Origin of the sequence: Phreatobacter sp., from assembly GCF_051860605.1 — a bacterium.
Classification (GTDB): Bacteria; Pseudomonadota; Alphaproteobacteria; order Rhizobiales; family Phreatobacteraceae; genus Phreatobacter.
In genome coordinates this window covers 42404-56904 of record NZ_JBHYDR010000002.1, presented here as the reverse complement: position 1 = coordinate 56904, position 14501 = coordinate 42404, and the positions used below count along the sequence as shown (strand labels likewise).

14 protein-coding genes are annotated in these 14501 nt (G+C 69.6%); 8 read left to right on the top strand and 6 right to left on the bottom strand.

Annotated features, from left to right (window positions below):
* The first annotated feature begins 74 nt into the window (after nt 1–74).
* Together ACTIFS_RS02975 and ACTIFS_RS02970 are read left to right on the top strand one after the other, a co-directional pair.
* Nucleotides 75–2168, top strand: a complete 2094-nt coding sequence (locus ACTIFS_RS02975) for a methyl-accepting chemotaxis protein (protein WP_439572557.1) — start codon at nt 75–77, stop codon at nt 2166–2168.
* A gap of 69 nt (nt 2169–2237) precedes the next feature.
* The gene (locus ACTIFS_RS02970; protein ID WP_439572556.1) at nt 2238–2915 is read left to right on the top strand and encodes a thioredoxin domain-containing protein; all 678 of its coding nucleotides are present in this window, start codon (nt 2238–2240) and stop codon (nt 2913–2915) included.
* Between the two features lie 3 nt (nt 2916–2918).
* Here ACTIFS_RS02970 and ACTIFS_RS02965 read toward each other — a convergent pair whose 3' ends face one another.
* Entirely contained in the window at nt 2919–3773 is an 855-nt protein-coding gene (locus ACTIFS_RS02965) for a C40 family peptidase (RefSeq protein ID WP_439572555.1), read from the bottom strand.
* A gap of 93 nt (nt 3774–3866) precedes the next feature.
* Entirely contained in the window at nt 3867–4217 is a 351-nt protein-coding gene (locus tag ACTIFS_RS02960) for a MarR family transcriptional regulator (protein WP_439572554.1), read from the bottom strand.
* 127 nt (nt 4218–4344) lie between these two features.
* On the opposite strand from ACTIFS_RS02960, the gene ACTIFS_RS02955 reads away from it, so the two are divergent.
* Entirely contained in the window at nt 4345–4818 is a 474-nt protein-coding gene (locus ACTIFS_RS02955) for a YqaA family protein (protein ID WP_439572553.1), read from the top strand.
* 21 nt (nt 4819–4839) lie between these two features.
* Here ACTIFS_RS02955 and ACTIFS_RS02950 read toward each other — a convergent pair whose 3' ends face one another.
* The gene (locus ACTIFS_RS02950) at nt 4840–5925 is read right to left on the bottom strand and encodes a MerR family transcriptional regulator (protein WP_439572552.1); all 1086 of its coding nucleotides are present in this window, start codon (nt 5923–5925) and stop codon (nt 4840–4842) included.
* A 144-nt stretch (nt 5926–6069) separates the two neighbouring features.
* Between ACTIFS_RS02950 and ACTIFS_RS02945 the strand changes: the two genes are divergently transcribed.
* Nucleotides 6070–7032: a complex I NDUFA9 subunit family protein gene (locus ACTIFS_RS02945; protein WP_439572551.1), complete on the top strand. Its 963-nt coding sequence runs from the start codon at nt 6070–6072 to the stop codon at nt 7030–7032.
* A gap of 21 nt (nt 7033–7053) precedes the next feature.
* Here the strand turns inward: ACTIFS_RS02945 and ACTIFS_RS02940 are convergent, their stop codons facing one another.
* A complete protein-coding gene (locus ACTIFS_RS02940) occupies nt 7054–7857 on the bottom strand; it encodes an undecaprenyl-diphosphate phosphatase (protein ID WP_439572550.1) in 804 nt (267 codons plus the stop codon).
* Between the two features lie 119 nt (nt 7858–7976).
* Between ACTIFS_RS02940 and ACTIFS_RS02935 the strand changes: the two genes are divergently transcribed.
* Nucleotides 7977–10022, top strand: a complete 2046-nt coding sequence (locus ACTIFS_RS02935; RefSeq protein WP_439572549.1) for a M3 family metallopeptidase — start codon at nt 7977–7979, stop codon at nt 10020–10022.
* A gap of 21 nt (nt 10023–10043) precedes the next feature.
* Here ACTIFS_RS02935 and ACTIFS_RS02930 read toward each other — a convergent pair whose 3' ends face one another.
* Nucleotides 10044–10844 (bottom strand): S1 family peptidase, encoded by an 801-nt coding sequence (locus ACTIFS_RS02930; protein WP_439572548.1) that lies wholly within the window; start codon nt 10842–10844, stop codon nt 10044–10046.
* Between the two features lie 252 nt (nt 10845–11096).
* On the opposite strand from ACTIFS_RS02930, the gene ACTIFS_RS02925 reads away from it, so the two are divergent.
* The 3 genes from ACTIFS_RS02925 to queG all read left to right on the top strand — a co-directional run bounded on the left by ACTIFS_RS02925 (nt 11097) and on the right by queG (nt 13764).
* Nucleotides 11097–11768, top strand: a complete 672-nt coding sequence (locus tag ACTIFS_RS02925; RefSeq protein ID WP_439572547.1) for a response regulator — start codon at nt 11097–11099, stop codon at nt 11766–11768.
* Nucleotides 11769–11914: 146 nt separating this feature from the next.
* Entirely contained in the window at nt 11915–12601 is a 687-nt protein-coding gene (locus tag ACTIFS_RS02920; protein WP_439572546.1) for a glutathione S-transferase family protein, read from the top strand.
* The gene (gene queG, locus ACTIFS_RS02915) at nt 12499–13764 is read left to right on the top strand and encodes a tRNA epoxyqueuosine(34) reductase QueG (RefSeq protein WP_439572545.1); all 1266 of its coding nucleotides are present in this window, start codon (nt 12499–12501) and stop codon (nt 13762–13764) included. Before ACTIFS_RS02920 ends, queG begins: the two co-directional genes overlap by 103 nt.
* Here queG and truA read toward each other — a convergent pair.
* Nucleotides 13716–14501 carry a tRNA pseudouridine(38-40) synthase TruA gene (gene truA / locus ACTIFS_RS02910; protein WP_439572544.1) on the bottom strand — a complete coding sequence of 262 codons (786 nt, stop codon included), beginning with the start codon at nt 14499–14501 and terminating at the stop codon, nt 13716–13718. The two genes, queG and truA, sit on opposite strands and share 49 nt — an antisense overlap.

Genomic DNA, 14501 nt, shown 5'->3' with positions numbered 1-14501 from the left:
CACGCGGCTTAGCGGTTTGTTTACCGCATCGACCTCACGGTCATCTCGCAACTGCGAAATAACCGGGGATCACCGTGCTGAACCGCCTCACCGTCCGGAGCCTGTCACAGGGCATCGTCGCCATTCTGGCCCTGGCCCTGGTCGGGCTGCTGTCGATCGCCGCCTGGCAGTCCTGGCGGACCTACCAGCGCTCGGTCCGCATCGCGGCCGTGGTCGACCTCAACACGCACATGTTTACCGCGCTGCACAATCTGCGCGTCGACCGTTCCAATTCGCGCCGGGCCCTGATCCTGGAGGCCGTGCACGCCAGCGTGCCGGCGACCATCGCGCCGCACCGGGCGGCCGAGATGCCGGCACTCCGGTCCGCGTTGGCGGTGCTGCGCACGCTCAGCTTCGAGGATTCTGCCGCACTGGCGGCCGAACTCGACCGCTCGATCAATGCGCTGGCGGCCCTGCAGGACGAATCGGCACGGGCGATGGCCCAGCCCCTTGCCCAGCGCCGCCCGCGCATCGCGGACGATTATTATGCGGCGACGGACGGCATGATCAGCCTGCTCGACCGCGTCAGCACGCGCACCACCCGCCTGATCAAGCTCGACGACGCCCTTGTGGATCAGCTCATGGAGCTCAAGCAGAACGCCTGGACGACCCGCCAGGCGGCCGGCGACACCTCGGTGTTCATCTCCAATCCGCTGGCCGGCATGGCCCTGCCGGCCAATCCGCTGGTCGGCTATGCGACCCTCGTGTCGCGGATGGAAACGTCCTGGGCGGCGGTCGAACAGCTCGCCGCCGGCCTGCCGCTGCCGCCGGCCTTCGCCACGGCGCTCCAGAACGCCCGGGGCGGGTTCCTCGATCCCGAGTTCGGCAAGGTGCGCATGGCGACTCTGATGCAGCTGATCAACAAGGAGCAGCCGCGCTTCACGGCGATGGAATGGAGCCCGATGGCGGTGCAGAAGCTCGCCACCATCCTCGACGTTGCGGAGGCCGCCCTCTCGGCCGCGCGCGACCATGCCGGCGCTCTGATGGACCGCAGCTTCCGTGGCCTTGCCTGGCAGCTCGGCGCGCTCGGCCTTGCGCTGGTGTTCGCGGTGGCCGCCATCGTGCTGATGATGCGGCGCGTGGTCGGTCCGCTGACCGCCATGAGGGATGCCATGCTGCGCCTCGCTGAGGGCGACACCACCGTGGTGACGCCGTTCATGGCGCGCCGCGACGAGATCGGCGGGCTGGCGGGCGCCATGGAGACCTTCAAGACCAACATGATCGAGGCCGAACGCCTGCGCAGCGAACGCCAGGACGCCGAAGCCCGGTCGGCGGCCGAGCGGCGTGAGGCGATGATCGCCTTTGCCGACACGTTCCAGCGTGCGGTGGGCGGCGTCGTGGAGACCGTTTCGCGCGCCTCCTCCGAGCTCGAGACGGCGGCGACCAGCCTGTCGCGCACGGCGGAGACCACCCAGTCCCTCGCGGTGGTGGTGGCCGCAGCCTCCGAAGAGGCCTCGACCAATGTCCAGTCGGTGGCCGGCGCGGCGGAGGAGATGGCGAGCTCGGTGTCCGAGATCGGCCGGCAGGTGGAGGAATCCACCCGCATGTCGCATGAGGCCGTGAGCCAGGCCCAGACCGCGAATACCCGGATCGGCGAGCTCTCCGAAGCGGCCGGCCGCATCGGCGACGTCGTGCGGCTGATCACGGCGATCGCCGAGCAGACCAACCTCCTCGCGCTGAACGCCACCATCGAGGCGGCGCGCGCCGGCGAGGCCGGCAGGGGCTTCGCGGTGGTCGCCTCCGAGGTCAAGCAGCTCGCCAACCAGACGGCCAAGGCCACCGGCGAGATCAGCTCGCAGATCGCCATGATGCAGACGGCCACGCAGGAATCGGTGGCGGCCATCAGGGATGTCGGCGAGACCATCGACAGGCTGGCCGGCATCGCTGCCGCCATCGCCGCGGCGGTGGAGGAGCAGGGCGCGGCGACGCAGGAGATCTCGCGCAACGTCACCGAAGCTGCGCAGGGCACCTCCCAGGTCGCGCACAACATCTCCAGCGTCAACGAGGGGGCGGCCGAAACCGGCTCGTCATCAGCGCAGGTCCTGTCCTCGGCGCGGGCGCTGTCGCAGGAGAGCGTGGTGCTGCAGCGCGAGGTCGAGCGCTTCATCGAGACCGTGAAGGCGGCCTGAGCCGTCACGCAGCCGTGACTTGAAGGCGCGCCGCCGGTCGGGATGGTGCATTCCGACCGGAGACCGTCCATGCCCCTCAGCCGACGCCTGCTGCTCGCCGCCCCTGCCGTGATCGCCGGATCGGGAGCCCTTGCCCAGGGCGCCTGGTATCCGCTGAAGGACAGGGCCGGGCGCGAGGTGCCCAATTTCCGCGTGGCGGTGGAGATCGAGACCGACATCCACGCACTGGCCAATGCCATTCCGGCCGGATCGGGCCAGGCCGATGTCATCCTCACCGAGATCTACGATGCCAATTGCGGCTATTGCCGGCGGGCGGCTGCGGACGTGAAGGCCATGCTGGCGGCCGACGGGAGCCTTGGCCTGCGGCTCATCAATGCGCCGAGCCTCGGCCTGCCCTCGTTCCAGGCGGCGCGGGTGGAATATGCGGTCAAGCAGATCGGCGGCGAGGCCCGGGCGCTCGCCTTCCACGAGGCGTCGATGGCCGCGCGCGGCGTGTTCGACGGGCTGAGGGCGCTGGACCTGGCGAAGGATCTCGGGCTGGACGATCGTGAGATCGAGGACCTGGCCGACCGCGAGGAGACCGGCGTCGCCATTGCGTCTGCGACACGGCTTGCCAATGCCGCCAACCTGTCGGCGACGCCCTCCTGGCTGATGGCCGGCGTCGCCCTGATCGGCTGGCCGGGACGGGGCGTGCTCGAAGGCGCGATCGCGGCCGTGCGCCGCTGCGACCGGCCGGTCTGCGAATAGGGATCAGGCGAGCCGCTTCACCGCGGTGATGCTGCCATAGGATTTGGCGGCGATGCGCTCGACCGCCTCCATCAGCGGTTCCGCCACCACTGCCATGTGATGGCCGTTGGCGTGCAGCAGCCGGCCGTCGCCGACGACGATGCCGACATGGCCCCGCCAGAAGATCAGGTCGCCGCGCCGGACACCCATGAGGTCGGGGCCGACCTCGATGCGCTCGCCGAGCGCCTGTTCCTGCATGTCGGAATCGCGTGGGGCGGCGATGCCCGCCGCGTCGAGCGATGCCTGGACGAGGCCCGAGCAGTCGATGCCGAGGCTGGTGCGCCCGCCCCACAGATAGGGCGTGCCGACATAGCGTTCGGCCACGGCGACGTAGTCGGGCTCCGGCGCACCGACGGGGGCGAGATGGCGGGTGACGACATGAAGCCCGGTATCGGTGACGGCGAAATCCCCGACCAGGCGCTCGACGGTGAGGCGCGTGTTCATCGGCACGGCGAAGGTCGGCGGCAGCTTGATGCTCGGGCCGGGATAGAGATGGGTCCTGAGCGCGGCCACGCGGTGGGTGGCCGGCAGGCCGCGATGGCCGAAGGCGGCGGACACCGCATATCCGACATAGAAGTCGCGGGCGGACTGGACGAAGCAGTGGCCGCCCGCCTCGTCGTAGAGGGTCACCTCCTCGCCGAAGACCAGTTCGGTGTCGCGGGCGACGTTGATCTGGGTGGAGGGTGTCAGCGGCACGACCGGCAGGATCACGCGGGCCGGACGGCCCTCGACAAAGCGCGCGGCCTCCACCTGCCCCTTCAGGAAGGCGGCGGCAAGGTCGGGACGGGCGGGCGTGGTGCGGCGGTCGAGGGTCTGCATGGCGGGCTCATTCTGGCACGGGCCGATGAACGGTGCATTGCCGTCGGGCAAGCCTGAGTCATGCGCGGGCCCGGCATCGTGTGTGCGCGCCGGTCATGGCGGCAGTTCGCGGGCGCAGGCGATCATCAGGTCGCCGATGCGCTCGACGGCGAGCGCCCCCTTCACCGTGCGCTGGATGATGACGTCGCGCCGGTCGTTCTCGTCGCGCCTGCGCGCCACCAGTTCCAGCTTGCCCATCGTGTCCAGCGCGCGGGTGATGACCGGCTTGGTGACCCCGAGCTTGCGGGCGAGATCGCGCACATGGTGCGGCGGCGGCTCGAGATAGATGGTCAGCAGGATGGCAAGCTGCCGGGCGGACAGGTCCGGCTCGCCGTCCTGCACGAGGCCGAGCGACAGGTCATGCATCAGCCTGAGCGCCTGGGCGGGACGCATGACCACGGACATGGTGGCACCGGGGGAACGCAAACTGGAGGAAACGCAACTCGTTTCGGGGCCGTATTAAACGACCGGCCGGGGCCCTGTGCAAGCGATGATCGGCGTGGCAAGAGACCGTCGTTAACGGGAGTGCCGCGTGGCCGCCGAGATCCTTGCGCTTGCGACCATGGCGGCAGCCGCGTTCACGGCCGCGACCCTGCTGCCGGGCGGGTCGGAAGTGGTCTTTCTCGGACTGATGGCCACGGGAGCCGCCCCGGTGCCCGCCCTTTTCGTTGTCGCGGCCCTGGCCAACACCGCCGGCGGCATGACCAGCTGGTGGATCGGCCGGCTCATCGCCACCGGTGTCGAAAGCCCGCGGGGCAAGGCGCTGGTCGCGCGCTTCCGGCTCGACCCGGCCATGATGACGCGCGTGCAACGCCTGTTCGCCCGCCACGGCTGGATGACGCTGCTGCTCTGCTGGATGCCGGTGATCGGCGATCCGATCACGCTGGTGGCCGGCATGGCCCGCTATCCGGCCCTGCCGACCCTCATCATCACTGGCCTTGCCCGCACGGCACGCTATGCCGTGCTCTGGGCGGGGGCGGCCGGCCTCATCGCCTGGTGGGGATGAGGCCGGACCCGGACCTGTGCCTCAGGGCACCGGTCGGACATAGAGCCCCGAGATGCGGCCGTCGGGGGCAAGGCCAAGGCCCCATTCGGTCGCGCCGCGCTCGAACCGGACCTCGTAGATGTCCATGCCGTGCTCGCCGACGCCCTTGAAGCGGATCTCGCCGGTCGCGCCCCGCCGGCCGAGCTCGGCGACGATGATCGCCAGCTGCTGCCGCACCAGGGACGCCAGCGCCGGCGTCATGGCGTCATAGTCCGGCTCGCCGCGGCGCTGGTCCTCGACGATCCTGCGCAGCAGGGCCTCGCCGCCCGGCAGGGGCTGCTGCAGGCGGATGCGGGCGGCAAGCGCATCTTCGCTCGCCCGCGCATCCTCGGCGGCAACCCGGACCGCCTCCTGCTCGAGGCCGCCCTGGTGATGGACGAGCCGGTCCACCCGGCCATCCGCACCGCGATCGAAGCTGACCTGGGCCGGCACGATCTTCAGGAAGAAGCGGTCGTCGGCCTCGGCGAAGGCCTCGACCTCCGGCTGGCCCATGACGCGCACGAAGAGGCGGCCATCGCGCGCGGTGACCGTGTAGGTGGTGCCGTCGCCGAAGCGGTAGTCTCCGGCATACTCGTCCAGCCGTGAGGCTTCGACGGGGATCTCGACACGGGGCCTTGCCTGTTCGTAGCGCCGCCAGGCCACGGCTTGGGTGCGGTCGTCAATCATGCTGGTATCCTTTGCAAGTTTGACCAGATCGTCGATGGAGACCCGGTCGCCGGAGGCGACCTTGGCCTGGAGGCTGCCGACGAGGGCGAGGCTGCGTTCGGCCCCGTCGCGACGCTCGACCAGGACCGCGCGCTGGACGGCCAGCAGGTGATCCAGATCGCTCGCCCGGCCCTTGAGGATCCCGGCGATGCGCGACAGGCTGAGCCCGAGCTGCTTGAGAGCGAGGATCTCGCTGAGGCGCGTGATCTCCCGAGCCCCGTAAAGCCGCCAGTTCTTGCCTGTCCGGCCGGGTGCGATCAGTCCGTGGCGCTCATAGACCCTGAGCGCCCGGACCGTCAGACCCATCCGGCCGGCACATTCCGCTGCCGTCATCATCGGGCCGTCATCTTTCGTCGTCGTCATGGCAACCTCCATGTCCGGGAGTGCTAAGGTATGACCCAGGGTCCGGCGCAAGCGGGAAATCCACCTGTCGTCGCCCCTTCACCTCACCCTGGAAATCGACTAATCAGCCCCGACCCCCGCGATCTTCGACCCGAGAGGCGAGACATGCAGACCTTCGACCGGCTGGTGACGGTATTCGGCGGCTCTGGCTTCGTCGGCCGCCATATCGTTAGGGCGCTGGCCCGCCGCGGCTTCCGCGTCCGCGTGGCGGTGCGCCGTCCGGACCTGGCGGGCCACCTGCAGCCGCTGGGTTCCGTCGGGCAGATCCATGCCGTCCAGGCCAACCTGCGCTTTCCCGATTCGGTGGCGCGGGCCTGCGAGGGCGCCGAGATCGTCATCAACTGCGTCGGCATCCTGCACGAGACCGGCCGGCAGAAGTTCGACGCGGTACAGGCGCGCGGCGCCGGTGCGGTGGCGCGGGCCGCGACGGCCGTGGGTGCCCGGATGATCCATCTTTCGGCCATCGGCGCCGATGCGCAGAGCACCTCGGCCTATGGCCGCACCAAGGCCGCGGGCGAGGCGGCCGTGCTGGCCGAGGCGCCGGATGCGGTGATCTTCCGCCCCTCCATCGTGTTCGGACCCGAGGACGGCTTCTTCAACCGCTTCGCCGGCATGGCCCAGATGCTGCCGGCCCTGCCGCTGGTGGGCGGCGGCGAGACGCGGTTCCAGCCGGTCTTCGTCACCGATCTCGCCGCGGCGGTGATGGCCGCCGTCGACGGCAAGGCGAAGCCGGGCGCGGTCTATGAACTGGGCGGTCCGGCGGTCAGGAGCTTCCGCGAGCTGATGGAGTTCGTGCTGGCGACCACCGGCCGCAACCGCCTGCTGGTGCCGCTGCCCTTCGGGCTGGCACGGCTCAAGGCCAAGGTGCTGCAATATCTGCCGAACCCGCCGCTGACCCCCGATCAGGTCGAGATGCTGCGGACCGACAATGTCGTCAGCGAGCAGGCGAAGGCCGAGGGGCTGACGCTGGAGGGGCTGGGCATCCGGCCGCAATCGGTGGAGGCCATCGTGCCGACCTATCTGTGGCGGTTCCGCCGGCAGGGACAGTTTGCCGAGCAGCATCGCTGACGGCCGGCCTGCAGACCCGGCTCAGCGGATCAGCCAGAGCCCCGCAAGCCCGACGGTGCCGACCACGATGCGCCAGATCGCGAACAGCGCGAAGCCGTGGCGGCTGACATAGTCGAGCAGGAAGCGCACGACGAACAGGCCCGAGACGAAGGCCGCCACGAAGCCGACGCCGATCAGCGTGACGTCGGCGAAATCGAGCGCGCGGTAGTTCTTGTAGAGGTCGTAGGCGAAGGCGCCCGCCATGGTCGGCATGGCGAGAAAGAAGGAAAACTCGGCGGCCGCCCGCTTGCTGGTGCCCATCAGCATGGCGCCGACGATGGTGGCGCCCGACCGCGAGACGCCGGGAAACAGCGAGGCGCACTGGAACAGGCCGATCTTCAGCGCCAGCCAGGGCGAGAAGCGGAAGGCATTGTCGGCCACGGTCTCGATCTTCAGCCGGTCGACGACCAGCAGGATGAAGCCGCCGACGATCAGAGCCACGCAGACGAGATCAGGTCGCTCGAACATCGCCTTGATCGAGGAGTGCAGCAGCACGCCGAGACAGGCCGCCGGCAGGAAGGCGACGAGCACCGAGACGACGAAGCGGCGCGCCCAGGGATCGGTCGGCAGGCACAGCACGACACCCAGCAGGCGAACGAAATAGACCGACAGGATGGCCAGGATGGCGCCGAGCTGGATCAGCACCTCGAAGGTCTTGCCGGTGGAATGGAAGCCTAGGAAGTGACCCACCAGGATCAGATGGCCGGTGGACGAGACCGGGATGAACTCGGTTGCGCCCTCGACGAGGCCGAGGAAGAGTGCCTTGCCCAGATTGGCGATGTCCATGCCGGCCCCGATTCGCTTGCCGCCCGATCCGACGGTCCTAGCAGCCCGCCCTTCACGAGCGGTTAACCATGCGGCGCGGCGGGCTTGTCCCGGGTGAGGCGGCTCGCCACATTGGCGCCATGAGCGAGCGCACCAACCCCTTCTTCCGCCCCTGGACCACCCCCTTCGGCATCGCCCCGTTCGGCGAGATTGCCGCGGAGGACTACCGGCCCGCCTTCGAGCAGGCGCTTGCCGGGCACCGCGCCGAGATCGAGGCGATCGCCACCAATCCGGACGCGCCGACCTTCGCCAACACGATCGAGGCGCTGGAGACGGCCGGCCATCCGCTCGACCGCCTCACCGGCGTGTTCTTCAATCTGGCCGCCTCCGATGCCACCGAGGCAATCCAGGCGATCCAGCGCGACATGGCCCCGATCCTCGCCCAGCATGCCAATGCGATCAGCCTCGACCCCCGGCTCTATGCGCGGGTGAAGGCGGTCCACGACCGGATGAGCCAGCTGAACCTCAGTGTCGAGCAGGAGCGCGTGCTCGACTACACGTGGAAGGGCTTTGTCCGCGCTGGCGCCGAACTGGACGAGGCCGGCAAGGAGCGCATGCGCGCCATCACCGAACGGCTCGCGACCCTTGGAACGCAGTTCAGCCAGAACATCCTGAAGGACGAATCCGGCTGGACGCTGGACCTGTCCGCGGCAGACCTCCAGGGCCTGCCGGAATTCCTTATGTCAGCGCTGGAACAGTCGGCCCGGGATCGCGGCCGCGACGGCCATGTCATGACGCTAGGCCGCTCCATGGTGGAGCCTTTCCTGACGCTGTCGCCGCGCCGCGACCTGCGCGAAAAGGTGTTCCGCGCCTGGGTGAAGCGCGGCGAGATGGGCGGCGAGACCGACAACAGGGCCCTCGTCGCCGAGACCGTGAAGCTGCGCGCCGAGCGGGCGCGGCTGCTGGGCTATCCGACCTTTGCCGCCTTCAAGCTCGACAACAGCATGGCCAAGACGCCGGACCGGGTGCGCGACCTGCTCGGACGGGTCTGGCCGCGGGCGGTCGAGCGGGCCGGCGAGGAGCGGGCCGATCTTGAAGCCATCGCCCGCGAGGAGGGCATGGTCGGCCCCGTCGAGCCCTGGGACTGGCGCTACTATGCCGAGAAGGTGCGCCAGCGGCGCTATGCCATCGACGAGGCGGCGCTCAAGCCCTATTTCCAGCTCGACCGGATGATCGAGGCGGCCTTCGACGTGGCGGGCCGGCTGTTCGGCATCACCTTCCGCCCGCGCGACGACATTCCGGTCTATCACCCGGACGTGCGTGCCTTCGAGGTGCTGCGCGAGGGCGAGCATGTCGGCCTGTTCCTCGGCGACTATTTCGCAAGGCCGACCAAGCGCTCGGGCGCCTGGATGAGCGCCTTCCGCAGCCAGGAGCGGCTGTCCGGCAACATCCGGCCGATCATCGTCAATGTAATGAACTTCGCGAAGCCACCGGAGGGCCGGCCGGCCCTCCTGTCCTTCGAGGATGCCCGCACGCTGTTCCACGAGTTCGGCCACGGCCTGCACGGCCTGCTCTCCGACGTGACCTATCCGCTGGTCGCCGGCACCGCCGTGCCGCGCGACTTCGTCGAGTTCCCCTCGCAGATCTACGAGCACTGGCTCGAACGGCCGGAGGTGCTGGAGCGCTTCGCGATCCATGCCGAGACCGGCGAGCCGATGCCCAGGGACCTGATCGACCGGGTGCTGGCGGCGCGCACCTTCAACCAGGGCTTCGCCACGGTCGAATATGTCTCCTCGGCGCTGGTCGACATGGCCTTCCACTCGCTCGAGAGCGCGGACGGCCTCGATCCGATCGCCTTCGAGGCGGAAGAACTGAAGCGGATCGGGATGCCCGAGGGCATGGCCATGCGCCATCGCACCCCGCATTTCGCCCATGTGTTCTCCGGCGACGGCTATTCGGCCGGCTATTACAGCTACATGTGGTCGGAAGTGCTGGATGCCGACGGCTTTGCCGCCTTCGAGGAAGCGGGCGACCCGTTCGAGCCGCGCCTCGCCCAGCGTCTCGGCATGTATGTCTATTCGGCCGGCAACAGCCGCGATCCGATGGAGGCCTATGTCGCCTTCCGCGGCCGCGAGCCGGACCCGCAGGCCCTTCTGGTCAAGCGCGGACTGGCGAAGGCGGCCTGACAACCTGCCGCCGGCCGGCCGCTACTGGCGCATTTCCAGCACGCCGCGGCCGCCGACCCGCGTGTTCCAGCCGGAGGCGGTGGACTGGATCCACGGCACATAGTCGCGCACCGGCACGTAGATCGGCGTGGAGGTGCATTCGCGGCCGGGATCCGTGGTGCCGCCCTTCAGCACGCCGACCACCGTGAAGGACCGGCCCTCGCGGCGATAGACCGGCCCGCCGGAATCGCCGACGCACATGCCCGGCCGCTGGCTGCGCTCCTCGCCGGCAAGGCCGGCAAAGCCGCGACCGGAGACGCTCGGCTGGGCCGAGCGCATCAGCGCCTCGCGGAGGATGCCATCGCGCCCGCGCGCGCGCTCGGTCGAGCCGAAGCCGGCGATCAGCAGTTCCTCGCCTGGCGCCCCGCCGGAAAACCAGCCGACCCCCCAGCCACCGCCGGGCAGGGTCGCCGCCCGGGTATCGCCGGCAAAGGGACGGGCCACCTGGATGAGGCCGATATCGTCGGCGGCAAAGCCGTGGCCGGGATCGAAATTCGGGTGGGGCATGGTGCGCGCCACCGCGACGGTGAGCCGGCGGAACGAACGGTCGAGATAGCGCACCCGGTAGCGTCCGCGGGCGGAGACGCAATGGGCGGCGGTCAGCACGAGGTCGGGGCCGACAATCGCGCCGGTGCAGATGCCCTCGGGGGTCTCGATCAGCACGGTCGAGCGGCGAACGCCGGCAGGATCCCGCGCCGGCTCGCCGCGCATCACCGCCTCGGCGGGAACGGTCATCATCAGGCCGGTCACAAGGACCGCCATCCAGGTGATGGGTTGCGCCACGATCCGCCTCGTCTCTTCGGGCCAGCCCTGGGGCCGGCTGTCTCAAGGGTCGATAACAGACCCCCTTCCGCGGCCTGTCAATGCGACAGCTCGGAACCATCCTGCACCCCGCCGGGCCGATCCGGTGACCGAACCGCGACCGATCCATGGCATCTGGCGGTTTTCGGGCTTGTGCCGGGGGCAAGGGCGGGGATAACTGGTGACAAGCTCCTCAAGAGGGCAGGCAACAACCGCAGGGGTTGCGGGCATCACATGGAAACGCCGTCCTACAGGATCGTCATCGCCGATGACCATCCGCTCTTTCGCGGCGCGCTGCGCGAGGCCGTCAGCGGCCTGCCTGTGCAATTGCAGATCGTCGAGGCGGGGTCCTTCGCGGGGATGTCGGACCTCATCGCGCAGGATTCCGATGTCGACCTGGTGCTGCTCGATCTGGCCATGCCGGGCGTGAAGGGCTTTTCGGGACTGATGTTCCTGCGCGCGCAATATCCCGGCGTTCCGGTCGTCGTCGTCTCCGCCACGGAGGACCCCTCGGTCATCCGGCGCTGCTTCGAGTTCGGTGCCTCCGGCTTCATCTCCAAGACGCTCGGCACCGAGGCGATGCGCGAGGCGGTGCGGCAGGTCCTGGACGGCGGCACCTATGTGCCACCCGACATCGACCTTGCCGGTGGCGGCGACACGGAGAGCGCGCGCCTTGCGGCAAGGCTGGCGAGCCTGACCCCGCAGCAGGTGCGCGTGCTGATGATGCTGTCGGAGGGGCTTCTCAACAAGCAGATCGCCTACGAGCTGTCGGTGTCGGAGGCGACCGTGAAGGCCCATGTCTCGGCGATCCTGACCAAACTCGGCGTCGACAGCCGCACCCAGGCCGTGATCGCCGCCTCGAAGATCGCGGCCGAGGGCTGGCCCGGACAGTCGCTGAACGGCTGAAGACGCCTGCCAAGCCCTGTCCCGGCGCCTGTGACGTTGCTTTGCCGGCGGGCGGGCGCTATTGACCGCGCCCGCGCGGCAGCACCTTTGCGGCGGTGCCACGGAAAAACCACATGGCGACGGTCGATTGCGCCCGGACCCGACACATGCAGATCCTTCATCGCCCCTTCTGTCCGCACTCGCGATTTCTCCGCCTGGTGCTTGCCGAACGCGGCATCGACGTTGACCTGACCGAGGAGCGACCGTGGGAGCGGCGCGCAGATTTCCTGCGCCTCAACCCGGAGGGCGCCACGCCGGTTCTGGTCGTCGCCGATGCGCTGGCAATCCCCGGTGCCGAGATCGCCTGCGCGTGGCTGGACGAGTCCGGCACCGGCACGCCGTCACGCCCGCTCCTGCCCGAAGGCCCCGTCGAGCGGGTCGAGGTGCGCCGGCTGGTGCGCTGGTTCAACGGCAAGTTCTTCGAGGAGGTGTCCCGGCCGCTGGTCGAGGAGAAGATCGACAAGCGGTTCATGTCGCCGGAGCATGGCGGCGGCGGGCCGAACACCGCCGCGCTTCGGGCAGCGCGCGCCAATATCCGCTATCATCTGGCCTATATCGGCTGGCTTGCGGCGCGCAACCACTGGCTGGCGGGTGCAGAGATGAGCTACGCCGACCTGGCGGCGGCGGCGCATCTGTCGGTTGTCGACTATCTGGGCGAGGTCAAGTGGACGGAGGAAGCGACGGCGAGGGAATGGTACGCGCGGGTGAAGTCGCGCCCGTCGTTCCGGACGCTGCTGGCCGACCGGGTGGCCGGCATGCCCGCGAGCGCGACCTACGCCGATCTCGACTTCTGAGCGACCCGGCCGCGCTGCGCCGGCTGATCGTCGAGAAGGCGCATGCCGAGGGGTTCGACGATGTGGGCTTCACTTCGCCCGCTGCCGTTCCCGAAGCCGCCCCGCGCCTTGCCGAGGCGATTGCCGCGGGCCGGCACGGTTCCATGGCCTGGATGGCCGAGACGGCCGAGCGGCGGGGCGACCCGCGGGTGCTCTGGTCGGAGGCGCGCAGCGTCATCATGCTCGGGCTCAACTACGGTCCGGACGAGGACCCGCTCGACGGCCTGAGCGACCGCACCGCCGGGCTCATCTCGGTCTATGCCCGCGGCGAGGACTATCACGACCTCATCAAGAAGCGGCTGAAGGCGGTCGGCCGCTGGCTGGCGGAGGAGACCGGCTGCGGCATCAAGGTCTTCGTCGACACCGCCCCGCTCATGGAAAAGCCGCTGGCCGCGGCCGCCGGCCTCGGCTGGCAGGGCAAGCATACCAATCTCGTCTCGCGCGGCTTCGGTTCCTGGCTGTTCCTCGGCGCCATCATGACGACGCTGGACCTGCCTTCCGACGCGCCCGAGACCGACCATTGCGGCTCCTGCCGGGCCTGTCTCGACATCTGCCCGACGGACGCCTTCCCGCGCCCCTATGCCCTCGATGCCCGGCGCTGCATCAGCTATCTGACCATCGAGAACAAGGGGCCGATCCCCCGCGAATTCCGGCGCGCCATGGGCAACCGCATCTATGGCTGCGACGATTGCCTTGCCGCCTGCCCCTGGAACAAGTTCGCGCGGGAAGGCCGCGAGATGAAGCTCGCCACGCGCGAGGCGTTGCGACGGCCGGAGCTTGGCGACCTGGCCCGGCTCGACGATGCCGGCTTTCGTGCCCTGTTCGCCAAGAGCCCGGTCAAGCGGATCGGCCGCGACCGGTTCCTGCGCAATGTGCTGATCGCCATCGGCAACAGCGGGGATCAGGCCCTGGCGCCGGTCGTCCGGCCGCTGCTCGACGACCCCCATGCGCTGGTCCGGGGCGCTGCGGTCTGGGCGCTCGGACAACTGGCGCCGGAGCACCTTGCCGGGGGGCCGCCGGCCGACGAGCGCGATGCCGCGGTGCTGGCCGAATGGCAGGCGGTGGCCGCGCTCGCTCAGCCGCCTTCCGGGGTGTCGGCCAGCGGCACCCAGACCGGCGGATAGTCGACCTGCGTGAGGTAGAGCGCATGGGCCGGCCCGACCATGCCGCAGGCCTTGCGGTCGCGGGCGGCGAGCGCCTCGCGCATGTCCTCGACCGTCCAGAGCCCCTCGCCCACCAGTTTCACCGTGCCGACCATGGACCGCACCTGGTTGTGCAGGAACGAGCGGGCATCGAGCCGGCAGGCGATGCCATCATCGGTGCGGACGATGTCGAAGCGGTCGAGGTTCTTCACCGGCGACTTGGCCTGGCATTCGGTCGAGCGGAAGGTGGTGAAGTCGTGCCGGCCGATCAGGACATTGGCGGCTTCCTGCATGCGCGCGACGTCCAGCGGCTTGGGCGACCACCACGCGCGCGCGCGCTCGAGGGTGAGGGGCGGCCGGCGGTCGATGAGGCGGTAGAGATAGTGCCGGCGCACCGCCGAGAACCGGGCGTCGAAATCGTCCGGCATCTTCTCCGCCCTCAGGACGGCGATGGCCTCGTCCTTGAGGTAGCGGTTGGTGGCATCGCGCACCACGCGGTTCGGCCAGTCGCGGGTCAGATCCACATGCGCGATCTGGCCGGTGGCATGGACGCCGGCATCGGTGCGGCCGGCGCCGTTGACGCTGGTCGTCTCGCCGGAAAACGCCGCCACCGCGCGGACAAGCTCGCCCTGCACCGACTTGCCGAAGCTGGCGCCCTGGATCTGCCAGCCGATATAGGGCGAGCCGTCATATTCGATGGTTAGGCGATAGCGGGGCAC